This is a genomic window from Tepidimonas sp., assembly GCF_036824975.1.
Taxonomy (GTDB): domain Bacteria; phylum Pseudomonadota; class Gammaproteobacteria; order Burkholderiales; family Burkholderiaceae_C; genus Tepidimonas.
In genome coordinates this window covers 1-22,399 of the sequence record NZ_DAISZC010000013.1, presented here as the reverse complement: position 1 = coordinate 22,399, position 22,399 = coordinate 1, and the positions used below count along the sequence as shown (strand labels likewise).

Below are 22,399 nucleotides of genomic sequence, written 5' to 3'. Positions count from 1 at the left end.
GCCGCACCATGGACGGTGTCACCAACCACGCTGAGCACGCTGCGGCGGCCGTGCTACCCCCCGATGACCCACGCCGCTTCCCGCTGCACCAGGAGGTACATGCCCGGCCGCCGGCGCGCATCCGGCTGCCGGCGCTGGTGGTGTACGTGGCGGTGCTCAACGACGGGGTGACGCGCGAGCAGGAGCTGGCGCATCTGCAACGCCTGCCTGGGCAGGGCGGGCTGACGCTGGCCGATCTGCAAGGGAATTTTTTGCGGCTGCGCTGTGCGCCGGGCTACACCCTGAAGTGGGAGCGGCACACCGAGTTTTCGCGCTATTCGCTGGTGCAACCGCTGTCCGGGGAGGCCGGTCTGGGTACCCAGGAGCCCGACCTGCTGGCCGATCTGCGCCTGCCGCCGGACTGGTGGGCCGGCATCCCGGGGCGCACCATCTGCGCCATTCAGCTGGCGCTGGTCGGCGGCGATCTGTCCGATCCGGCGGCCGTTCTGGCGCAGGCGCGCCCGTGGTTTGGCCAGCGGCCGGTGGTCGCGTCGTTGGTGGGGCGGCAGGCCTACGGATTGGTGGTCACGGATTTTGCGCTGCGCGACAACGGCTTCGAGCGCATGCTGTTCGTGGCCGCGCCCCACACCAGCGAGACGCGCGCCGGTCGGGTATCGGCGCGGCTGCTGGAGCTGGAGACCTACCGCATGATGGCCTTGTTGGGTTTGCCGGTGGCCAAAGCGCTCTCCGGCCCCATCGCGGCCGCCGAAGCCCGGCTGGCGGAGCTGACGGCGCAGATGGAAGCCAAGGCCACCTCTGACCAATTGCTGTTGGATGATCTGGTGGCATTGGCGGCGCGCATTGAGCGCGCGGTGGCCGAGCACGGTTACCGCTTCTCAGCCACCCGGGCCTACGACCGGATCGTGCAGCAGCGCATCGCCGAACTGCGCGAGCAGGCCATCGCCGGCACGCAAACGATTAGTGAGTTTATGCAGCGGCGCCTGTCGCCGGCGATGGCGACGGTGGCCGCGACCGAGCAGCGGCTAGAGGCGTTGTCCGAGCGTATTGCACGCACCGGTGCCCTGCTGCGCACCCAGGTAGACATCGCGCGCGAGGAACAAAACCGCCAGCTGCTGGAAAAGCTCACGCGCGGGCAGGCGCTGCAGCTGCGCCTGCAAAGCACGGTCGAGGGCCTGTCGATCGCCGCCATCTCGTACTACGTCATCAGCCTGGTGCTGTACGGGGCCAAGGCGCTGAAGTCCGCTGGGGTGCCGCTGCATCCAGAACTCACGGCAGGCGCCCTGATGCCGTTGGTGCTGTGGGGAGTGTGGCGGCTGACACGCCGCATCCACGCCCGGCTGCACGAGGGGCAGACATAAGTGTCCCCGCGCTGACTCCGCCGGGGCGCTCGGGCGGCACGGGAGGGGTTTGGCGGCCGCATCCGATCCGGCTGCGGACGGTTGTGCAGCACAGACAAAGGGGATTGCGCAGCCTGATCACACCGCGCTCCTGCCCGTCGTCGCAGCCGTCGGCTGGCAGGTGACGGGCCGCGTTACCGCAACGCGTGGCTCCAGCCGGGCCGGATACCCGCAATGCTCGTGCGGCAGAGCGCGAGATCACCGCTTGCCGGCTGGGTTGGCGCCAGCGCGGTCCGCCGCGCACGAACTTACTTGGTGCTCAGATATTCGGCCACCGCCGCCATTTCCAGCTCGGTCATTTTTTCGGCGACCGTGTGCATCACCACGTTGTCATTGGTGCGCTCGCGCTTGCTGAACTGTTTGAGCTGCGTGAACAGGTAACCGGAGAACTGTCCCGCCAGTCGCGGCAGGTTGGCAGCGCCATGTCCGTCCGGACCGTGGCAAGAGGCGCAGGCCGGCACCCCGCTGAACCGGTTGCCGTTTTGGTACAGGTATGCGCCGATCGCCGCCAAACCGGTGTCTTTCACATTCTCGCGGGTGGGAGCCATCTTTTCGTAATAACGGCCCAGCGCGAGCATCTCATCTTCGGTCAGTTTGGCGACCATTTCAGCCATCGCGGTGCTCTTGCGCGCGCCACTCTTGAAGGCTTTGAGCTGCTTGCTGATGTACTCGGCGTTTTGCCCAGCCAGACGCGGAAAGACCTCACTGGTCGATTCACCGTTGTCGCCGTGGCACATGGCGCAGACGCCGTTGGCGATTTTGCGCGCCCGAGCTTCGTCGGCTTGGGCGTGCGCGGGTGGCACCAGCGCCGCCACACCCAACGCAGCGGCACCGATGGTGGTCAGGAAGCGGGCTCGAGGGTTCATGGCCTCATCAACGATAATCGGTTTCGAATACGATGATATTTGTCGTCGAAAAACCCCACCGTCGCAGCGGTGGGGTCAAAAGCCGACGTGGGCAGCTCCCATGGCGAGGAAAGCACGTTGCGATCACAGCCCGGGGCGTTTCCCGTCAAGGAGAACTGACCCCATGCTCATCTCGACCGACTTTCCCGCCATGGGCACCAACAGCACGGCGTCTTACGCGAGGGTATCTGCCCAGATGTTGCGGGCCCAGGCCAGCGCGTAGCGGCCCTCCAGCTCGCTGGCGCGGGCCGACACGCCGCCAGATCCGGGCACGGTCAGCATCGTCTTCTTCTCAGCGTCGTAGCGGTGCACGCTGGCCACGTGCACCACGTCCTCGTCGGTGACGAAGCTGTAGCAGGTGTTGGCGTACAGTGGCATCTTGGGTGGCTCTTTGCCCATGAGCAGGCTGACGACGGCCGCCGCACAGGTCTTGCCGTGTTGGTTGGCCATGTGGCCCGACTTGGGCATCGCCGGTGCGATCTGGATCGCGTCGCCCAGCACATGCACATTCTTCGCCGCCTTAGACTCGAAGGTGAGGAAGTCCACCTCGCACCAGCGTTTGTTGGCTGTGGCCAACCCTGCCTGCACAGCGATGTCGCCGGCGCGCATCTCGGGCACGACGTTGAGCACATCGGCACGCACATCGTCGCCAAACTCGAATTTCAGGGTGTTGGTCGCGGCATCCACATCCACCACGCGCTGCTTGGGCCGGTACTCGAGAATGCCCTGGTAATGTTCGTTCCAGGCCTTTTTGAACAGCGCCGGCTTGGAGGTAACGTCGTCGTTGGCGTCGAAGACGATGACCTTGCTCTTGGGCTTGGCTTTCTTGAAGTAGTGCGCGACCATACAGGCGCGTTCGTATGGCCCGGGCGGGCAGCGGTAGGGGGCCAGCGGGATAGACAGCGCGTACACGCCGCCGTCCGGCATCGCCTCGAGCTGGCGGCGCAGCGCCACCGTCTGCGGGCCTGCCTTCCAGGCGTGCAGCACCTTGTCTTGCGCGCCGGGCTTGGTCATGCCGGGCAGCGTTTCCCACATGAAGTCGATGCCAGGCGACACGATCAGGCGGTCATAGCCGATTTCACCACCACCGGCAAGCTTGACGATACGCTTGTCCGGGTCGATGGCCGTGGCGCGGTCGCGCACGATCTTGACACCGTGGCGCTTCTCCAGATTCTCGTATGGGATGGTGACGTCCTCGATTTTTTTGAGGCCGCCGATGACGAGGTTGGAGATCGGACACGAGACGAAGGCCGGGTTGGGCTCGATGAGCGTGACGCGCACCTTGCCCTCGGAGAACAGGCGCGTGTACTTGGCGGCGGTGGCGCCGCCGTAGCCGCCGCCGATGACGACGACGTGCGGGCCGCTGCCGCTGGCCACCGAGGCGCAGCCGCCGAGCAGGCCCAAGGAGCCGAGCGCGGAGCCGACCGCGACGGAGTGAACGAAGTGACGACGTTGCATCATGGTGGGGGTCTCCTGTCGGGTCGGTGCCTTACTTCTTTTGCGCCGCAAAGTAGGCTGCGATGGCCTTGAGCTCGTCATCGGTGTAGCCTTTGGCGAGCTGGTGCATGATGGTGGCTGGCTTGCGCCCGTTCTTAAAATCGAGCAGCTTTTGCACCATGTCGTCCCTGTCCTTGCCGGCCAGGGCCTCCATGCCGGGCTGGGCATGCCCATTGGTGCCGTGGCAGTTGGCGCAAGCTGCTGCCCACACCTTGACCTGGTCCACCTGGGCATGCGCCAGGCCCGCGATGCTGAGCAGGGCGGCAGCGACGACTCCGGTTTTACTTTTCATCGTTGGCGATCTCCTCTGGGGTGATGCGGCAACAGCGCCGCAACGGAAACGATGTGCATCACGTTGTGCTGATATAAGCAATGGGTGACAATCCTAAGGGCTCAAACCGACAGTGAACTGACGGCGGGTTGCGGGGTGTTTGCTCCGTCGGAGCGCTCCGCCTAGATACCGAGGGTACAGCGACCAATCCGTCGGCACCATCGGGTCAACCCGCATGTCACGCATGGGCGTTGTCAGCTCAGCAGCGCCGTGGCGAACTCGCGCGCGTCGAAGGGCTGCAGGTCTTCGAGCTTTTCACCGACGCCGATGAAATAGACGGGGACGTTGCGCCGACACTCGCGCGCCCACATGGCGATGGCGGCCAGCACGCCACCCTTGGCGGTCCCGTCGAGTTTGGTGACGATGAGCCCGGTGAGCTGCAGGGCGGCATCGAATGCTTTGACCTGGGCGAGCGCATTTTGGCCGGTGTTGCCGTCGATGACCAGCAGCACCTCGTGCGGGGCGCTGGCTTCGGCCTTCTGCAGCACACGCTTGACCTTGCGCAGCTCCTCCATCAGGTGCAGCTGGGTCGGCAGCCGTCCGGCGGTGTCGACGATCACCACGTCTTTGCCGCGCGCGCGGCCCGCACTGACGGCATCGAACGCCACTGCCGCCGGGTCGCCCCTGTCCTGGCTGACGATGTCCACCCCATTGCGCTGCGCCCACACCCCCAGTTGCTCGCGCGCCGCGGCGCGGAAGGTGTCGGCCGCGGCCAGCAGCACCGTGGCGCCATGCTGCGCCAAATGCCAGCTGAGCTTACCGATAGTCGTTGTCTTGCCGGCACCGTTGACCCCAGCAACCATCCAGACCGTGGGGCCATTGGTTTGCGCGCCCACCGCCAGCGGTTTTTGTAGCGGCTGCAGCCAGTCGGTCAGCACGTCGACCAGCAGCGCACGCACCTGTTGCGCATCGGTGGCGCGCGTGGCCTTGACTCGCTGCCGCAAATCCTGCAGCAGGTGGGCAGTGGCTTGGGTGCCGGTGTCGGCCATCAGCAGCGCTGCCTCCAGTTCCTCGTACAGCGCGTCGTCGATGCGGGCACCGACGAACACTGACGTCAGGCTCTGGCCGGTCTTGCGCAGCCCCGCCGCCAACCGACCCAACCAGCCCTGGCGGGTAGCGGCGCTGGCGTGCGCGTCGGACGCGGTGGCGTCGGCGCAGAGCCCGGGTACCTGCGGTGTCACCGCTTCAGTAGAGGATCCGGGTGCCCCCGGTGCCGCGGCTGCGGCGGGCGCTGGAGTGGGCGTTACCGTGAGGGGACCGCAGACCGGGGCGGCTGGCGTGGCGGGCGGCAGCGCCGCGTGCGGTCCCGCAGCGGCGCTGGCCGGGGGCGGGGCGGGAGCGGTGGCTTCGGATGCCGCCGCAGACGGGGCACGGTCCTGTGGCGCGGGCGCGGGCTCAGCACGCTCGCCAAAGAACTTTTTCTTCAGAAAACTGAACATATGGGAGGACTCTAGAATCTGCGCATTCTATGAAACCCGATGTTGTGCGAGGGCCGATGCCGATGCGTCGGTGCGGTGATGCCGACGCGCGGCGGGGGCATCCGTGGCTGCGGCGCTGCGTAGCTGTCGGCGCGCTTCTGGTGGCGTCGGCAGCCGGCGGCCAGACCGGCGGCGCGCCGCTGCAGGGCACTGCCCCAACTGCGGCCAGTTCCCCTGCGACCACGGTCGAGCGCTTTACGCTAGCCAACGGGCTGACGGTGATCGTACAGCCCGACCGGCGCGCACCTACGGCGGTGCAGATGCTGTGGCTGCGTGTGGGCGCGATGGATGAGACCGACGCCGAAGCGGGCGTGGCGCATGTGCTGGAGCACATGATGTTCAAGGGTACCCCGACACTGGCTGAGGGCGAGTACTCACGCCGCATCGCCGCCTTGGGCGGACGCGACAACGCGTTTACCAGCCGTGACGTCACGGTCTACCACGTGCAGCTGCCCGCAGCGCGGCTGCGTGAGGCCATGGCGCTGGAGGCCGAACGGTTTGCCCACAACGCCTGGAGCGTGGAGGCGTTGGCGCGCGAACTCGATGTCATTCGGGAAGAGCGGCGCCAGCGCATCGAAGACGTGCCGCAGGCGCAGCTGTTCGAGCAATTTCAGGCGGCGGCGTGGCAGGTGCACCCCTACCGGCGTCCGGTGATCGGGTGGATGAGCAGTCTGCAGGGTATGCAGGCGCAGACGGTGCGGGAGTTTCGCCAGCGCTGGTACGTGCCGGGTAATGCCGCGCTGGTGGTGGTGGGCGATGTCGATCCTCAGCAGGTACGGCGGTGGGCCGAGGCGACGTTTGGCACCATCCCGGCACGCGTGGTGCCGACACGCACCCCGCTGGTGGAGCCGCCCCAGCGCGGTCTGCGCCGGGTGCAGTGGCACAGCCGCGTGCCGCAGCCCAGCCTGCTGATGGGGTGGCCGGTGCCCGGCCTGAAGCACCCAGACGACGATCACCCCGAGGCGCGCGATGCCCTGGCGCTGCTGCTGTTGGCCGGCGTGTTGGACGGCCACGCGGCGGCGCGCCTGCAGCGCGGGTTGGTGCAGGGGCAGGGCGGCGAGCGGCTGGCCGATGCCGCATCGGCGGCCTATGGACTGGCTGGCCGCGGGCCGCAGCAGTTTGTGTTGGAGGCTACGGTGCGGCCGGGCGTGCCCGTTGAGCGCGTGGAGGCGGCGCTGCGCGCGCAGATCGAGCGCATTGCGCGCGAGGGCGTCAGCGACGCCGAGTTGCGCCGCGTGCGCAACCAGTGGGCGGCCTCCGAGGTTTTTCAACGCGATTCGCTGTTTGCCCAGGCGCGTGAGCTGGGCCAGCACTGGGCGCTGGAGTGGCCGCTGGATGCCAACGAGCGGCTGCTGCAGCGGCTGCAGACCATCACGGCGGCCGATATCCAGCGCGTGGCGGCACGCTACTTTGGCGATGCGACGCTGACGGTGGCGGTGCTGCTCCCGCAGGAGGATGCCCGATGAGGCTGCTGTCGTGGTTGCGGCGCCTGACGTTCGCATGGGGCCTGCTGTGGGGGGCGACGCTGGCCCAGGCGGCGCCGCCCATCGAGCAGTGGGTGCAGCCTGATGGCGCGCGGGTGTATTGGGTGTACAGCCCTGCGTTGCCCATGCTAGACGTGCGCATCGAAGTCGATGGTGGCAGCCGACGTGACCCGCCCGATCAGGCCGGGTTGGCGGCGGCGGTGGCTCTGATGCTGAGCAAGGGTGTGGCCGCCAGCGCCGCCGGGCCGGCACTGGATGACAACGCCGTGTCCGAAGCGTGGGCGGACCTGGGGGCGCAGTGGTCGGCGGTGGCCACGCTCGATCGCTTGAGTGTGTCGCTGCGCACCCTCACTACGCCCGACATTCTGGATGCTGCAGTGGCGCTGGCGGCGCGGCAGCTGGCGGCGCCCGCGTTCGACGCTGCCGTGTGGGCGCGCGAACGCGAGCGCCTGGTGGCGGCCTGGCAGCAGGCGCAGCTGCAGCCCGAAACGCGCGCCGCGCGTCTGTACGCTGATGCGGTGTACCGGGGGCACCCCTACGGATGGGAGGCCACGCCCCAGACGTGGGCGGCGATCACGCCGCAGGCGATGCGCGAGTTTTACCGGCGCCATGCGCGCGCGTGCGACGCGCGCGTGACGCTGGTTGGGCGCATCGGGCGCGCCGAGGCGCAGGCGCTGGTGCAGCGCCTGCTGGCCGGGTGGGCCGACCACGGCTGCGCGCCGCTGCCGGCCCTCCCCGAGGTGGCGCCACTGGCCCAGGGCGTTGCGGTACAGGAACCGTTTGCGGGGGCGGCCCAGGCGCACGTCCTCATCGGGCAGCCCGGTGTACCGCGGCGCGATCCGGATTACCTGGCGCTACAGGTGGCCAATCACATCGTGGGCGGCGGCGGCTTTACCTCGCGCCTGATGCACGAGATTCGCGAGCGGCGGGGGCTGACCTATGGTGTGTACAGCTACTTCCTGGCAGGGCGTCACGCGGGGGCGTACACGGTGACGCTGCAGACCAGCCCCGACCAGGCGGCGCAGGCGGTGGCGCTGGTGCACCAAGTGCTGCGCGACTTCACCGAGCGCGGTCCCACCGACGCCGAGCTGCAACAGGCCAAGACCGCGTTGATCCAAAGCCATGCGCTGCGGCTGGACAGCAACCGCAAGATCGCCGACCAGGTGGCGGCGGTGGCGTGGTCCGACTTGCCCTTGGACGAACTCGACACCTGGCCTGCGCGCGTGGCGGCGCTGGACCGCGACACCGTCTGGCGTGCGTGGCGGCGCGTCATCGACCCCCAGCGGCTGGTGACGGTGGTGGTGGGGGCGGTGCCGTGACGCCCGCGCGGCCCCCGGCGGCTCCGCGCCGCGTGCCGTCGGCTCCCAGCGGGCACGCGTCTGCAGAGCGCCCCCCGGGCGAGGTGCGCATCATCGGCGGGCGCTGGCGGCGCGCGAGACTGCCGGTGGGGCAGGCGCCCGGGTTGCGCCCCACGCCCGACCGTGTGCGCGAGACGCTGTTCAACTGGCTGGGCCAGGACTTGAGCGGTTGCCGCTGCGTGGACGTGTTCGCGGGCAGTGGCGCGCTGGGTTTGGAGGCCGCTTCGCGCGGGGCGGTCGAGGTGGTGTTGTGCGAGCGCCACCCGGCACTGGTGCACGTACTGCAGGCCAACGTCGAGCGGCTGCGGGCCGAGGGCGTGCGGGTGCTGGCCGGCGACGCACTGGCCACGCTGCACACGCTGCCCGCAGCGGTATGGGATGGGGTGTTTTTGGATCCGCCGTTCGACGATGCGCGCGCCTGCGATGGCCACCTCACCCGGGCCGCGTTGCAGGCCGCGCAGCGGCTGCTGCGCCCCTTGGGCTGGGTCTACCTGGAGGCGCCGCACGTTTGGAGCGCGGAGCAGCTGCACGCGCTGGGCTGGCGTCTGCACCGTCATCTGCGCGCAGGCCAGGTGCATGCCCATCTGCTGTGGCGGGCCGATAATCCGCAGCCATGAGCGCTCCTTCTGCGACGCCGCGCATTGGGGTCTACAGCGGCACGTTCGACCCCATCACCCTGGGCCACGAAGATGTGATCCGGCGCGCCGCCACGTTGTTCGACCGCCTGATCGTGGCGGTGGCGGTGGCACACCACAAGCGCACGCTGTTCGATCTGCCGCAGCGCCTGGACATGGTGGCCGAGGCGCTGGCTGACTGCCCCGGGGTTGACGTGCTGCCGTTCGATGGGCTGATCATGGACTTCTGCCGCGCCCATGGCGCGCAGGCGGTGGTACGCGGCATCCGCAACGTCACCGACTTCGACTACGAGGCGCAGATGGCGGCCATGAACGCCAAGCTCTTGCCCACGGTGCAGACGGTGTTTCTGTTGCCGCAGCCGCAGTGGCAGTGCATTTCGAGTACTCTGGTGCGCGAGATCGCCAAGCTTGGCGGGGACGTGACCCAGATGGTCAGCCCGGGCGTGGCGCAGCGGCTGCGCGCGGTCTGTGCGCCGCCTGCCGCGTGACGAGGTGGCGCAGCCTCTCCGAACTTCGGCGTTACCGTGAGAGCCGACCATGGCTTTGATGATCACCGACGAATGCATCAACTGCGACGTGTGCGAGCCCGAGTGCCCGAACCAGGCCATCTCGATGGGCGAGGAGCACTACGTCATCGACCCCGGGCGCTGTACCGAATGCGTGGGGCACTTTGACGGGCCGCAGTGCGTGCAGGTGTGCCCGGTGAGCTGTATTCCGGTCAACCCGGTACATGTGGAAAGCCGCGAGACGCTGTGGCAGAAGTATCGCCGTCTGCAGGCGGCCAAGGCGGCTGCGGTCGGCGCGGACGCGCGGCAGCCGTAGCCCGTTGGCCGCGCGGGCCGTGTTGGGTCGAGCCAGAGCAGCCGCGGTCTAGGCGCTTATTCGCTTTCAGGCGCCGGGGGGCTCGGGGAAGCGGACGTGCTGGCGGCAGCGGCCGGTCGCGGCGGTTTGGGCCGTGCCGGCTGGGTGGTGTGAATGGCGGCGGTAGCCCTGGCCACGTCGCCTGCCAGCAGCAGCGGCAGGGCGCGCGCGCTGCGGTCGATGGCGGCTTCGATGGCGGCGCGTTCGCTGGCCGGTGGCGAGCGCAGGACCCAGTGCACCACCTCGTGCTTGACCCCGGGGTGGCCGATCCCCAAGCGCAGGCGCCAGTAGTCGGCGCTGCCTAGCTGGGCGTGGATGTCACGCAATCCGTTGTGGCCGGCGTGGCCGCCGCCGCGTTTGAGGCGCGCATCGCCCGGCGGCAAATCGAGCTCGTCATGCGCCACCAGCATCTCGGCAGGTGCAATTTTGAAAAAACGCGCCAGCGTCGCCACCGCTTGTCCGGAACGGTTCATGAAGGTGGTCGGTTTGAGCAGCCACAGCGGTTGCCCGCCGACGCTGGTGCGGCCCAGCAAACCGAAGTAGGCACGCTCCGGGCGCAGCGTCACCCCCAGGTCGGACGCCACCCGGTCGATCCACCACCACCCCGCGTTGTGGCGGGTGTCCTCATATTCCGGCCCGGGGTTGCCCAGGCCAACCAACAGCTTCAACATATCAACCTGACCGTGCTGCGCAGGGGAGCGACGATGTTTACCGGCATTGTCGGTCGTCTGCGCGCTCGGTGAGACAGGCCGATGTGTTGCCGGACGGGGCGTGTGCGGAACCGTTGCCGCACCCGACCATGACAAAGGCCCGCGTGCCGCGGGCCTTGGTGCAGAAAAACCGATCCCGATGCGGGGCGTATCGCGCGCCTGGTTCCCATTCGGGGTGCGCCGCAGACAGGCCGCCCGAGCGAGGTAGGCGGTACACGCCAAACCGCACCGCCACGGCTGGGCTTACTTCTTGCCCTTCTTGCCCTTCTTGTCGTCCGCTGCGGCGGCGGTGGGCGCGGCCACCACTTCTTCCACTGGCTCCACCACCGTGGCGATGGTCGGGTTGGGCTTGCCGTGCGTGACGACCTTGATGCCCGCAGCCAGCTTCAAGTCGCTCACATGCAGGCTTTGACCCTTGTGCAGGTGCCCCAGATCGACCTCGATAAAGTCCGGCAGCTGAGTGGCCAAGCACTCGATTTCCAGCTCGGTGACCACGTGATTGATCAGGCACTTGTCGGCCTTGACGGCGGGCGACTGCTCGGCGTTGACGAAGTGCAGCGGCACCTTCTTGCGCAGACGGGTGTTGTCGTCCACGCGCTGGAAGTCCACATGCAATACCTGCGGCTTGTACGGGTGGTACTGCACGTCGCGCAGCACGACCTTGGTGACTTGCCCGTTGAGTTCCATCTCCAGGATCGAGGTGTGGAAGGCTTCTTTCTGGATGGCCTGCCACAGCGCGTTGTGATCCAGCTCGATGTTTTGCGGCGCGGCATTGCCGCCGTAGACCACACCGGGGGTGCGGCCACTCTTGCGCAGGCGGCGGCTCGCACCCGTGCCCTGCGTCTGGCGCTCAAAAGCGACGAATTTCATTGCACTGACTCCATGGTCGGGGCGGTCGCGACCAACGCGCCCCGGGGTTACACAAACACCGCTTCCCTGTGAGTACAGGGAGCGCGGCAGGGATGAGGTCTGCCGGCCTGCCGGCCAGCGGCCCTCATTCGGCAACGCCTGCTGGCACCTGTTGAGGCACAGCGGGCAGCGGTAAAGTGACCGCTGTTGTGCGTGGCACGCACGGTAGCAGTCGGCTTCAGGCCGCGTTTTCCATCTCGGCAAATAGGTTCATCACCGACTCGCCCGAGGCGATACGCGCGATCGTCTCGGCAAACAGCGGCGCGACGTCGAGCTGACGGATCTTGGGGCAAGCGCGCGCGGCTTCGCTGAGCGGAATGGTGTTGGTGACGACCAGTTCGTCGAGCGCGTCGCCCTTGGCCACCCGCTCCACCGCCGGTCCGGACAGGATGGGATGGGTGACGTAGGCAAACACCTTGGTGGCGCCGCGGGCCTTCAGCACCTCGGCGGCCTTGACCAGCGTGCCGGCGGTGTCCACCATGTCGTCCATGATGACGCAGTGGCGGCCCTCGATGTCGCCAATGACGTGCATCACCTCGGACACATTGGGCTTGGGGCGGCGCTTGTCGATGATGGCCATGTCGCAGTCGAGCTGCTTGGCCAGAGCGCGCGCGCGCACCACCCCGCCGACATCAGGCGAGACCACCAGCAGATTCGGGTACTGCTTGCGCCGCAGATCACCCAGCAGAACCGGCGAGGCGTAGATATTGTCGACGGGAATATCGAAAAAGCCCTGGATCTGGTCGGAATGCAGATCCATGGTGAGCACCCGCTCCACGCCCACCACCTGCAGCATGTTGGCCACCACCTTGGCGCTGATGGGCACGCGGCTGGAGCGCGGGCGCCGGTCCTGGCGGGCGTAGCCGAAGTAGGGGATGACGGCCGAGATGCGCGCGGCCGAGGCGCGCCTGAGCGCATCGACCATGATGACGAGCTCCATCAGGTTTTCGTTGGTCGGCGCGCAGGTGGGCTGGATGACGAAGACGTCGCGTGCGCGAACATTTTGGCCGATTTCGACCGTGACTTCGCCGTCAGAGAAACGGCCAACGTGCGCCAGCCCCAGCGTGGTGCCCAGATGGCGCGCGATGTCAGCTGCCAATACCGGGTTGGCGTTGCCGGTAAACAGCATGAAATCGGGGCTGTGCGCTGGCGTCGAGCGTTCCATGGAATTTACCGGCACGGGGGAAGATTTGGCAGGGGAGGAAGGATTCGAACCCTCGCATGTCGGAATCAAAATCCGATGCCTTAACCAACTTGGCGACTCCCCTACACAGGCCAACCGCTGGCGCGGCTTGCCTCGTGCAGTCGTTTACTGCAGCAAGACCTAGATTATAGCATCTTTTTGCCACCACAGCAGCGGGTGTTCGCTCAGTCCCTCGCAAACACGAGTCTGCCAACCGGTTGGCCACGATAGCGAACGGAACGCCGCTTCGGCTTCGGCTGTGGGCACAGCCGCGAACACGGCGCTGCCCGATCCGGTCATGCGGGCCTGCAGTCCGAGCGACTGCAGGTGTCGAAGTGCGAGTTCTGTGTCGGGACAAAGACGCACGGCGACGGCCTGCAAGTCGTTGCCCCCCCAACAACCGCGGGCCAGCGCTTCGCGGTTGGCGGGATCGGCGACGACGGACGACATTGTAACCGCCGGGGTGTTGCGTTTGAGGTCGGGCGACCGAAAAATGGCCGCAGTCGGGGTACCCTGGGGCGGCTTGACCACCGCCCAGCGCTGGGTGGGCAGCGCAATCGGCTGCACGCGATCGCCAATACCCTCCACCCAAGCCGTGCGGCCGGCCACAAAAAACGGCACGTCAGCACCGAGCCCCGCGGCCAGTTCGAGCAGGCGCGCCGTGGGCCAGCGCAGCCCCCACAGCCGGTTGAGGGCCAACAGGGTGCTGGCCGCGTCGCTGGAGCCGCCCCCCAGGCCCGCCTGCTGCGGAATGCTTTTGTCAAGCACGATGTGCGCGCCATAAGTGCAACCGCTGGCGGCTTGCAGCGCACGCGCGGCGCGCACGCACAGGTCGTCGGCTGGCAGCGGGGCGTCGGTGTCGTGCAAGTCCTCACGCGTGATCTGTCCGTCGCAGCGACACTCAAAGTGCAGCGTGTCGGCCCAGTCGATCAGGCAGAAGACGGACTGCAGTTCGTGGTAGCCGTCGGCGCGGCGCGCCGTCACGTGCAGGAACAGGTTAAGCTTGGCCGGAGCGGGAACGTCGAGCAGGCTGCGCATGAGTCACGGTTGCCAGAGCAGGCGCAGATCGGCCGGCGGTGCGGGCGTCAGACGGCGGGCATGCAGGCGTCCGCTGGCATGGTTGCCAAGGTCCACCTCCCAGCCGGACAGGGGGGTGGGGCGGCCCGCCAGCCAGTCGAACAGGGTGGCCACCGGCAAGGCGGTACCGGTCAGGTCGGTGGTCAGCGTGGCCAGATCGGGGTAGTACTGGGCGGGGCCGTCACCGCGCTCGAGCCAGGCGCCTTGCGGACTCCAGCGCACCTCGGCGGCCAGGTTGCCTAGCGGGCCAAACAGGCGCAGCACACCGCGCTCGGCGTCCCCCTCCAGTTCGAAGGCGGCGCTCCAGCGCTGCGGAGGATCGACGGCGACCGTCAATGCGAGCCGCCCGCTCCAACTGCCGCCGGGCGGGGGGGCGGGCGGGCTGGCGCAGGCGGTCAGCAGCGCGGCCGCAGCGGCCAGCAATGCGCGGTCGAGGCGGCTGCGCATGTCAGGGCTCGACACCGAACCGCCGCAGCGTCTCGCGTAGCGTGCGGTTGCGCGCATCCAGTTCCAGGCCCTGGCGCCACACGGCGCGGGCTTGCTCGCGTTCGTTCAGCACCCACAGCACCTCGCCCAGGTGGGCGGCGATTTCGGGATCCGGACGGCGGTGCATGGCGTCGGTCAGTAGGCGTCGCGCCTCGGCCAGGTTGCCCAGCCGAAATTCCACCCAGCCCAGGCTGTCGATGATGTAGGCGTCGTCGGGGGCGCGGCGCAGTGCCTCCTCGATCAGCGCCTTGGCCTCCGGCAGGCGCTGTCCCCGGTCGGCCAGCGCATAGCCGAGCGCGTTGTACGGGTGCGGGTCGTCGGGGCGGCGGGCGATGAGGTCGCGCAGCAGGCGCTCCATTTCGTCCAGGCGCTGCAGCCGCTCGGCCAGCATGGCCAGGTCGTACTGCAGGTCGGCGTGCTGCGGATCCGCGGTCCAGGCGGCGCTCAGCACATCGTAGGCAGCCTGGATCTGGTCGTTGTCACGCAGCAGCCGCGCCTCGGCCAGGCGCAGACGCGCGCGTTCGTCGGCCGTGCGTCCGTCCGGCAGGCGCAGCAGCGCCAAGGCCTCGTTCAGGCGCCCGCGTTCGGCCAGCGCGCTGGCGTAGGCGATGCGCACTGCCGTTTCGGCTTTGTCGCCAGCTGCGGCCAGATGGCGCTGCAGCAGACCTTCGGCTTGTTGCGGCAGCGCTTCCAGCAGTCCGAGTGCCAGCGCGCCAACGGCACTGGATGAGGGGTCGGCCTGCAGCGCCCGCTCGCCGGAGTGCAGGGCATCGGCGCTGCGTCCGGCCTGAGCCTGCAACCGCCCAAGCGCCGCCCAGGCGGCGGCAGCCACTGGCCCGCTGCCACGCAGCCACGGCTCCAGCGCGGTGCGTGCCGTCGCCAGCGCCTGCTCGGCGTCGCTACTTCGCCCCAACACGGCGGGTACGAGCGCGATGACCTCGGGGCGGCGCTCGGGGGGGGTGGCTCGGATCCAGTCGCGCAGCACGGGGCCGGATTCGCCCACCCGCTGCAGGCTCAGCAGCAGCTGCAGCTGCGTGCGCCGGGCCTCGTCGTCGGCAGGCCGCGCGCGTGCCCATGCCTGTGCCGCCTCCAGTGCGGCATTGCCGGCGCGCGCCTGCACAGCGATTTCCACTGCGCGTCGGTACAGGGCGGGGTCGCCAGTGCGCCGTGCGGCATCCAGGATCAGCGAGTAAGCCGCGCCCGGGTCGTCGCGTCGCTGCAGCTCCGCCAGCAGCAGCTGGTAGAAGAGTTCGGCGTCCAGGGCAGAGGGCGTAGCCGTTTCGGCACCACCGCCACCCGCCCGGCCAGCCGCCTCTTGCGCGGCGGCCGGCACCAAGGGCAGACACAGGCTGGCACAGAGGATCAGGGAGCGCAGGGGCGGCATCGGTCGGAGTCCCGACGGGGAGTGGGACTGTCGATGATAATCGACTCACCATCGCGCTGCATGCCACAGGGACGTCCATGCCCGAGTTGCCCGAAGTCGAGGTCACGTGTCGCCGCATCGCCCCGTCGCTGCTGGGGGCGCGCATCACCGGGGCGCGTCTGGGCGCGCCGCTGCGCTGGCCGTTGGGCATCGAGCCCGAGGCGCTGGTGGGGCGCCGGATCGAACGGGTCGGCCGTCGGGGGAAGTACCTGCGGCTGGAGCTGGATCGCGGCTGGCTGCTGCTGCACCTGGGCATGTCGGGCAGTCTGGGCTGGTGGGAACAGGCACCGCCCGCCGACCGGCACGACCATTTCGATCTGATCACCGATCGTGGTACGTTGCGGCTGCACGATCCGCGCCGGTTTGGCGCCGTGCTGTATGCGGACGGGGCCGAAGACGAGCGCGCACGCCGGCTGCTTGCCGGCCTGGGCGTGGAGCCGCTGGAGCCGGCGTTCGAGCCGCAGACGTTCCATGCGGCGCTGCGCCGGCGGCGTGCGGCCATCAAGTCGGTGCTGCTGGCCGGTGACGTGGTGGTGGGGGTGGGCAATATCTACGCCAGCGAGGCGCTGTTTCGGGCCGGTATCCGGCCAACCACGCCTGCCCATCGCTTAGGCCGTGTGCGCGTTGAGCGGCTGCACGCCGCCATTCGCGAGGTGCTGCAGCGCGCGCTGCAGGCGGGTGGCAGCACACTGCGCGATTTTCGCGTCAACGGGCAGCATGGGCATTTCCAGCTCGAGCTGTGGGTGTACGGCCGCGCGGGCGAGCCGTGCCGGGTCTGTGGCACGCCGATCCGCGTCATCCGGCAGGGGCAGCGTTCTACCTTTTACTGTCCGCGATGTCAGGCACGTTGAGACGGCCTGCACGGTGTCTCTTGGACGGCTGTGCATTGACGCAGCCACCGTCGCAGGCACTGGACCAGTGCGTGGTGTTTAGCCGCGTGGTGGCCTGGCAGCGCCGCTGCGGCCGTCACGACCTGCCGTGGCAGCACACGCGCGACCCCTACCGCATCTGGCTGTCCGAGATCATGCTGCAGCAGACGCAGGTGCGCACCGTGCTGGGCTACTACGAGCGCTTCCTGCAGCGTTTTCCTGATGTTTATGCGCTGGCAGCCGCCGAGCTTGACGAGGTGCTGGCGTTGTGGAGCGGACTCGGGTACTACAGCCGCGCGCGCCATCTGCACGCCTGTGCTCGGCAGGTGGTGGCGCAGTACGGTGGGCAGTTTCCGGCTGACGCGCAGGCGCTGGCGGCCTTGCCCGGCATTGGGCGCTCGACCGCGGCCGCGCTGGCGGCTTTCTGTTTTGGTCAGCGCTGCTCGATCCTAGACGGCAATGTGCGGCGGGTGCTGACACGGCTGCTGGCCTTCGACGACACGAGCGCTGCGGGGCAGCGCACGCTGTGGGCCATCGCGCAGCACCTGATACCGCCGCAGGCCAGTGCGGATGAGATGGCAGCCTACACCCAGGGGCTGATGGACCTGGGCGCCACAGTGTGCACGCGCCGCCGTCCGCGCTGTGCCGACTGTCCGTTGGCCGACGGATGCGCCGCGCGGGCCAGCGGCGCACCCGAGGCGTGGCCACGGCGGCGCGCCGCGCCGGTGCGCCGGCACGAGAGTTGGTGGTTGCCGTTGTTCGTCGCCGCCGATGGTCGCTGGTGGCTGCAGCGCCGCCCGGCGCGCGGCATCTGGGCCGGCCTGTGGGCGCCACCGTTGTGCGCCAATCCGCCCCCGCTGGCTGCCTGGCAGGCGGCCGGCGTCGAGGTGGTGTGCGAGCCGCCGCAGCAGCACGCCCTGACCCATCGTGAGCTGACGCTGCACCCGTGGTGGTGCCGCTTGCCGCCCCACTGGGGTGGCGCCAGTGGCGGGGCGCCACCGCTGCCAGCCCATCCGTGCGCTCAGGGTGCCTGGTGGTCGCCGTCCGAGGCGCTGTCATTGGGGCTGCCCGCGCCGGTGCGGCGCTGGCTCCAGAAGTGGGGGTCGGACAGCCGCAGGTCGAGTTCGCGGTGACGGCGCTGCACCGACCAACGCTGGGCAAAATGCGCGGCCAGCCGCTCGACCAGATAGACCGAGCGGTGCTGCCCACCGGTGCACCCCACCGCCACGGTCACGTAGCTGCGGTGGTCGCGCACCATGGCCGGCAGCCACTGTTCCAAAAAACCAGTGATGTGCGCCCGCATCGTCGCGACCTCGGGCTCGGCGTCCAGATAGGATGCCACGGGATCGTCCAGTCCGGTCAGCGCGCGCAGCGCCGGCTCGTAGTGTGGGTTGGGCAGCATGCGCACGTCAAATACGAAGTCCGCGTCCATCGGCACCCCGCGTTTGAAGGCGAACGACTCAAACACCAGTGCCAGCGGCGCGCCGCGCCGCACCAATAGGGTTTTGACCTCGGTGCGCAGTTGTGCCGCCTTCAACTGGCTGGTGTCGATGACCAGCGCCCCCTCGCGCAAGGGGGCCAGCAGGTCACGTTCCAGGTTCAGCGCCTCCAACAGCGCGCGATGCGTGTCGCGGCTGTCGCGAGCCGACAGCGGGTGCATGCGGCGCGTCTCGGAGTAGCGCCGCACGAGCACTTCGTCGCTGGCGTCGAGGTAGAGCACGGCCAGATCGATGCCACGTGCCCGCAGCGCGGACAGGCGCTGGGGCAAGCTGGGCAGGGAGGAGGCGCTGCGCACGTCCATCGCCACCGCTACCCGCTCGACCCGGTGCGTGCGTTCGACCTCAATAAACGCCTCCAGCAACTCGGGTGGCAGGTTGTCCACGCAGTAATAGCCGGCGTCTTCCAGCGCGTGCAGCGCCACCGACTTGCCCGAGCCGGACATGCCGGTGATCAGCACCAGCTGCAGCGGCGCAGCAGAAATGTCCGTCATGACTGCAGCAGCTCGCGTGCGTGGGCCAGTGACGTGGCTGTGCCCGGGCCCCCCAGCATGCGGGCCAGCTCGCGCACGCGCGCTTCGCCCTGCAAGGGGGTGACGTCGCTGATCGTCACATCGCCCTGGGTCTGTTTGCGGACATGCCAGTGGTGGTGGGCACACGCCGCCACCTGCGGCAGGTGGGTGACGGCCAACACCTGCCGCGCTTGACCCAGCTGCCGCATCAACCGGCCCACGGTGTGCGCCACCGCGCCGCCGATGCCGCTGTCGATTTCGTCGAAAATCAGCGTGGGCGCTTCACCCAGCGCGCTGGTGGCCACCGCGATGGCCAGCGCCAGCCGAGACAGCTCGCCGCCCGAGGCCACTTTGGCCACCGGGCGCGGCGTGGCCCCCGCGTGTCCGGCCACCAGAAATTCCACACGCTCCAGCCCGCTGGCTTGCGGCTGGGGCAAGGGTTCCAACCGCACTTCGAAACGCCCACCGGCCATGCCCAGACCCTGCATGGCTTCGGTGACGGCGGCTGCCAGGCGCACGGCGGCGGGCTCGCGCTGCCGCGCCACCTGCTGCGCCTGCTGCATGAACGCCGCCTCGGCGCGCTCGACGGCGCGGCGCAGCCCCTCCAGATCGGCTTGTCCCTGCAGGGTCTGCAGGCGTTGCTGCCACTCACGCCAGCGCTGCGGCAGCTGCGGCGGCGTGCAGCGGTAGCGCCGCGCCAGCGCCAGCCAGCGTCCCAGCCGCTCGTCCAGGGCCGCCAGCGCTTCGGGCTGCACGTCGATCGCATCGGCAGCGTGCGCCAGGTCGCGGCAGACGTCGCCGATCTGGTCCAGCGCCTGCTGCAGCATATCGGCCCACTGGCCGTGGCGGGGGTCGATGTGCTGGTGTTCGCGCAGCCGGCCGATGGCGCGCGTCAGCAGCGAGCGCACGTCGGGCTCGCCCGCATCCAGCGCGGCCAGCGCGTCGCGCGCGCCATCGATGAGCGCCTGCGCATGCGCCAGCCGGGCGTGCTGGCGGTTGAGCTCGTCCCACTCATCATCGCCGGGGGCAAGCCGGGCCACTTCGTCGATCTGCCACTGCAGGCGCTCGCACTCTTGCTCGCGCGTGCTTTGCTGGGTTTCGGCAGCGTGCAAAGCGTCCTGTGCCGCGCGCCAGTTGGCCCACGCGGCCTGCAGCGCGCTGGTGTCGATGCGGCCGTAGCGGTCGAGCAGAGCGCGCATGGCGTCGGCTCGCGTCAGGCTTTGCCACGCATGCTGTCCATGGATATCCACCAGCCAAGCGCCGAGTTCGCGCAGCTGCGCTGCGGTGGCCGGGCTGCCGTTGATCCAGGCACGACTGCGGCCCTGGGCATCGACCACACGCCGCAGCAGCAGCGGCGCCTGCGGCGCGGCATCAAACCCCTGCTCCTGCAGCCAGGGCAGTGCGGCCGCTGGCGGATCGAACTCCCCCGCCACCTCGGCGCGCGCCGCGCCCTCGCGCACCACCTGCGCCTCGGCGCGGCCGCCCAGCAGCAGCTGCAAGGCGTCGATCAGGATCGACTTGCCAGCGCCGGTCTCACCCGTCAGCGCCGTGAAGCCGCTGCCCGGCTCCAGTTCCAGCTGCTCGACGATGACGAAGTCACGCACCGCAAGCCGCAGCCAGCTCATGCCACCACCCCCTCGTTCCAGTGCAGTTTGCGCCGCAGCGTATCAAAATAACTCCAGCCCTGTGGGTGCAGCAGGCGCAGCGTGTGTGCCGAGCGCCGCACCACGATGCGGTCTTGCGGAAGCAAGCTGGTAAAGGTCTGCATGTCGAAGTGCGCGCTGGGCTCACGCCCGGCCACCACTTCAATGGCGATTTCACCGTCGCTGGGCAGCACGATCGGGCGGTTGGACAGCGTGTGCGGCGCAATGGGCACCATTACCCACCCTGCAATCGCGGGGTGCAGCAGCGGGCCGCCGGCCGACAGCGCATAGGCCGTGGAGCCGGTGGGCGAGGCGATGATCAGGCCATCGGCGCGTTGGTTGGCCACGAAGTGGCCATCCACTTCCACCCGCAGCTCCACCATGCTCGGCGCGCCACCGCGGTTGACCACCACGTCGTTCATGGCGATGGTCTGAAAGATGCACTCGCCGTCACGCCAGACGCTGGCCTGCATCAGCGCGCGCCGCTCTTCCTCATAAGCACCGTGCAACATTGGCCGCAGCGCGTCGGCAAAGCGCTCGAACGGGATGTCGGTGATGAAACCCAGCCGCCCTTGGTTGATGCCGATCAGGGGCACTCCGTGTGGCGCGAGCTGCCGACCGATGCCCAACATTGTGCCGTCGCCACCCACCACCAGCGCCAGCTCGCAGTGTGCACCGATGCTGGCGACGTCGCGCGTGGCGTCGCCCAGCGGCCCCAGATGCAGCGCGGTGTCGCGCTCCAGCGTCACCTCGCAGCCTTGCTCGTGCAGAAAGTGCACCACCTGCTGCAGCGCGGCGCGGCTGCCGCCGGCGTGGTATTTGCCCACCAGCGCCACCCGCCGAAAACGCAGCGCCGCCGTTGCCGACGCGAGGGGGCAGGGGGGCTGCACAGCCGACGGATTCATGCTCAAATTACACCATGGGTCATGACCAGGTCACGATGTTAGATGAGCGATCCCGGTTGTTGCTGAAGGCGTTGGTCGAGCGCTACATCGCCGACGGGCAGCCGGTGGGTTCGCGCACGCTGTCCAAGGCGGCAGGGCTCGATCTGTCGCCCGCCACGATCCGTAACGTGATGAGCGACCTGGAGGAGCTGGGGTTGGTGGCCAGTCCGCACACCTCGGCCGGGCGCGTGCCGACGCCGCGCGGCTACCGCTACTTCGTCGATACCATGCTGACGGTGCGGCGTGCCGAGCAAGTTGCGCTGCAGGCGTTGCCAGCGCCGGCGTTGGCGGCCGAACAGCCGCGCCAGGTCCTCAATCAGGCGGCGCAGCTGCTGTCGCAGCTGTCGCACTTCGTGGGTGTGGTGCGCGTGCCACGCCGCCCGGCGGTGTTTCGGCACATCGAGTTTTTGCGCCTGTCGGAGCGGCGCGTGCTGGTGATCCTCGTCTCGCCCGACGGTGATGTGCAGAACCACATCCTGCACCCCGGCAATGAATTTACCCAGGACCAGCTGCAGGCGGCTGCCAATTACCTCAACACCCACTACGCCGGCCTGACACTGGAGGCGGTGCGGCAGCGGCTGCGCCACGAGGTCGACGCGTTGCGCGGCGAAATCGCCACCCTGATGGTCAAGGCGGTGGAAGCGGGGCATGAGGCCGCGCAGCAGGACGAAGTCGTCATCGCCGGTGAGCGCAACTTGCTGGAAGTGGATGATTTCGCCCGCGACATGGGCAACCTGCGGCGCCTGTTCGACCTGTTCGAGCAAAAGACCCACGTGATGCGGCTGCTCGACATCTCGGCGCAGGCCGAGGGGGTGAGCATTTTCATTGGTGGCGAAAGCCAGGTCGTGCCCTACGAGGCGCTGTCGGTCGTCAGTGCGCCCTACGAAGTGGACGGGGAGGTGGTCGGCACCCTCGGTGTCATCGGCCCGCAGCGCATGCCGTACGACCGCATGATCCAGATTGTCGACATCACCGCCAAGCTGGTGGGCAACGCGCTTAGCCAGACGCGCGGCGAGTAGGGTCAGTCGGCGCAGGTGTCGTGCGCTGTGGAGTGCTCAGCCAAAACCGCGCCAAATAGGCGCTGGTCTTGTCGGCGCGGTCCGTACAATCGCGGCTGGCGGGCCGTTAGCTCAGTCGGTCAGAGCAGGGGACTCATAATCCCTTGGTCGCAGGTTCGAATCCTGCACGGCCTACCACACGC

General features: G+C 68.7%; 21 protein-coding genes, 2 tRNA genes and 1 pseudogene. 10 read left to right on the top strand and 14 right to left on the bottom strand.

Going from position 1 to position 22,399, the window contains the following annotated elements; translation table 11 throughout:
* The first annotated feature begins 8 nt into the window (after positions 1-8).
* The gene (locus V7Z54_RS02895; RefSeq protein ID WP_334134232.1) at positions 9-1,358 is read left to right on the top strand and encodes a DUF3422 family protein; all 1,350 of its coding nucleotides are present in this window, start codon (positions 9-11) and stop codon (positions 1,356-1,358) included.
* 287 nt (positions 1,359-1,645) lie between these two features.
* On the opposite strand, the gene V7Z54_RS02890 is transcribed toward V7Z54_RS02895, so the two are convergent.
* From V7Z54_RS02890 to ftsY, 4 genes are all read right to left on the bottom strand, one after another.
* Complete coding sequence (locus V7Z54_RS02890) at positions 1,646-2,263, bottom strand: c-type cytochrome (protein ID WP_334134231.1); 618 nt, start codon at positions 2,261-2,263, stop codon at positions 1,646-1,648.
* Positions 2,264-2,476: 213 nt separating this feature from the next.
* On the bottom strand, positions 2,477-3,760 hold the full coding sequence (locus tag V7Z54_RS02885; RefSeq protein ID WP_334134254.1) for an NAD(P)/FAD-dependent oxidoreductase: 1,284 nt from the start codon (positions 3,758-3,760) through the stop codon (positions 2,477-2,479).
* 31 nt (positions 3,761-3,791) lie between these two features.
* Positions 3,792-4,091: a c-type cytochrome gene (locus V7Z54_RS02880; RefSeq protein WP_334134229.1), complete on the bottom strand. Its 300-nt coding sequence runs from the start codon at positions 4,089-4,091 to the stop codon at positions 3,792-3,794.
* Between the two features lie 233 nt (positions 4,092-4,324).
* Positions 4,325-5,569 carry a signal recognition particle-docking protein FtsY gene (gene ftsY / locus V7Z54_RS02875; RefSeq protein WP_334134227.1) on the bottom strand — a complete coding sequence of 415 codons (1,245 nt, stop codon included), beginning with the start codon at positions 5,567-5,569 and terminating at the stop codon, positions 4,325-4,327.
* 29 nt (positions 5,570-5,598) lie between these two features.
* On the opposite strand from ftsY, the gene V7Z54_RS02870 reads away from it, so the two are divergent.
* The 5 genes from V7Z54_RS02870 to V7Z54_RS02850 are packed head-to-tail and all read left to right on the top strand — an operon-like array spanning position 5,599 to position 9,907.
* Entirely contained in the window at positions 5,599-7,074 is a 1,476-nt protein-coding gene (locus V7Z54_RS02870; protein WP_334134226.1) for a M16 family metallopeptidase, read from the top strand.
* Positions 7,071-8,411: a M16 family metallopeptidase gene (locus V7Z54_RS02865; RefSeq protein ID WP_334134224.1), complete on the top strand. Its 1,341-nt coding sequence runs from the start codon at positions 7,071-7,073 to the stop codon at positions 8,409-8,411. The genes V7Z54_RS02870 and V7Z54_RS02865 overlap by 4 nt, the downstream gene beginning before the upstream one ends.
* A 32-nt stretch (positions 8,412-8,443) precedes the next feature.
* A complete protein-coding gene (gene rsmD, locus V7Z54_RS02860; RefSeq protein ID WP_334134222.1) occupies positions 8,444-9,067 on the top strand; it encodes a 16S rRNA (guanine(966)-N(2))-methyltransferase RsmD in 624 nt (207 codons plus the stop codon).
* The gene (coaD, locus tag V7Z54_RS02855; RefSeq protein ID WP_334134221.1) at positions 9,064-9,573 is read left to right on the top strand and encodes a pantetheine-phosphate adenylyltransferase; all 510 of its coding nucleotides are present in this window, start codon (positions 9,064-9,066) and stop codon (positions 9,571-9,573) included. The genes rsmD and coaD overlap by 4 nt, the downstream gene beginning before the upstream one ends.
* A 49-nt stretch (positions 9,574-9,622) precedes the next feature.
* Complete coding sequence (locus V7Z54_RS02850) at positions 9,623-9,907, top strand: YfhL family 4Fe-4S dicluster ferredoxin (protein WP_334134219.1); 285 nt, start codon at positions 9,623-9,625, stop codon at positions 9,905-9,907.
* A gap of 56 nt (positions 9,908-9,963) precedes the next feature.
* Here the strand turns inward: V7Z54_RS02850 and pth are convergent, their stop codons facing one another.
* The 7 genes from pth to V7Z54_RS02815 all read right to left on the bottom strand — a co-directional run bounded on the left by pth (position 9,964) and on the right by V7Z54_RS02815 (position 15,695).
* Complete coding sequence (gene pth, locus V7Z54_RS02845; protein ID WP_334134218.1) at positions 9,964-10,617, bottom strand: aminoacyl-tRNA hydrolase; 654 nt, start codon at positions 10,615-10,617, stop codon at positions 9,964-9,966.
* A gap of 282 nt (positions 10,618-10,899) precedes the next feature.
* Positions 10,900-11,526, bottom strand: a complete 627-nt coding sequence (locus V7Z54_RS02840) for a 50S ribosomal protein L25/general stress protein Ctc (RefSeq protein WP_334134216.1) — start codon at positions 11,524-11,526, stop codon at positions 10,900-10,902.
* A gap of 217 nt (positions 11,527-11,743) precedes the next feature.
* Positions 11,744-12,730, bottom strand: a complete 987-nt coding sequence (locus V7Z54_RS02835; protein WP_334134213.1) for a ribose-phosphate pyrophosphokinase — start codon at positions 12,728-12,730, stop codon at positions 11,744-11,746.
* Between the two features lie 26 nt (positions 12,731-12,756).
* Positions 12,757-12,833 (bottom strand) — tRNA-Gln (locus V7Z54_RS02830).
* A 56-nt stretch (positions 12,834-12,889) separates the two neighbouring features.
* Positions 12,890-13,786 carry a 4-(cytidine 5'-diphospho)-2-C-methyl-D-erythritol kinase gene (gene ispE / locus V7Z54_RS02825; RefSeq protein WP_334134212.1) on the bottom strand — a complete coding sequence of 299 codons (897 nt, stop codon included), beginning with the start codon at positions 13,784-13,786 and terminating at the stop codon, positions 12,890-12,892.
* 3 nt (positions 13,787-13,789) lie between these two features.
* On the bottom strand, positions 13,790-14,272 hold the full coding sequence (locus tag V7Z54_RS02820; protein ID WP_334134211.1) for an outer membrane lipoprotein LolB: 483 nt from the start codon (positions 14,270-14,272) through the stop codon (positions 13,790-13,792).
* Position 14,273: 1 nt separating this feature from the next.
* Positions 14,274-15,695, bottom strand: a complete 1,422-nt coding sequence (locus V7Z54_RS02815; protein WP_334134209.1) for a tetratricopeptide repeat protein — start codon at positions 15,693-15,695, stop codon at positions 14,274-14,276.
* 77 nt (positions 15,696-15,772) lie between these two features.
* Between V7Z54_RS02815 and mutM the strand changes: the two genes are divergently transcribed.
* Both mutM and mutY read left to right on the top strand, forming a co-directional pair.
* On the top strand, positions 15,773-16,585 hold the full coding sequence (gene mutM / locus V7Z54_RS02810) for a bifunctional DNA-formamidopyrimidine glycosylase/DNA-(apurinic or apyrimidinic site) lyase (RefSeq protein ID WP_334134207.1): 813 nt from the start codon (positions 15,773-15,775) through the stop codon (positions 16,583-16,585).
* A gap of 35 nt (positions 16,586-16,620) precedes the next feature.
* Positions 16,621-17,736, top strand: a complete 1,116-nt coding sequence (gene mutY, locus V7Z54_RS02805; RefSeq protein ID WP_334134205.1) for an A/G-specific adenine glycosylase — start codon at positions 16,621-16,623, stop codon at positions 17,734-17,736.
* Here mutY and rapZ read toward each other — a convergent pair.
* The 3 genes and pseudogenes from rapZ to V7Z54_RS02790 form a co-directional block, all read right to left on the bottom strand.
* A pseudogene (gene rapZ / locus V7Z54_RS02800) lies at positions 17,721-18,593 on the bottom strand (RNase adapter RapZ); the annotation flags it as partial. The gene mutY and the pseudogene rapZ overlap by 16 nt on opposite strands.
* Positions 18,590-20,236, bottom strand: a complete 1,647-nt coding sequence (gene recN / locus V7Z54_RS02795; protein WP_334134203.1) for a DNA repair protein RecN — start codon at positions 20,234-20,236, stop codon at positions 18,590-18,592. The gene recN and the pseudogene rapZ, both read right to left, overlap by 4 nt.
* A complete protein-coding gene (locus V7Z54_RS02790; RefSeq protein WP_334134201.1) occupies positions 20,233-21,159 on the bottom strand; it encodes an NAD kinase in 927 nt (308 codons plus the stop codon). Before V7Z54_RS02790 ends, recN begins: the two co-directional genes overlap by 4 nt.
* A 35-nt stretch (positions 21,160-21,194) precedes the next feature.
* On the opposite strand from V7Z54_RS02790, the gene hrcA reads away from it, so the two are divergent.
* A complete protein-coding gene (gene hrcA / locus V7Z54_RS02785; RefSeq protein ID WP_334134199.1) occupies positions 21,195-22,217 on the top strand; it encodes a heat-inducible transcriptional repressor HrcA in 1,023 nt (340 codons plus the stop codon).
* 100 nt (positions 22,218-22,317) lie between these two features.
* Positions 22,318-22,394, top strand: a tRNA-Ile gene (locus V7Z54_RS02780).
* Positions 22,395-22,399: the final 5 nt, after the last annotated feature.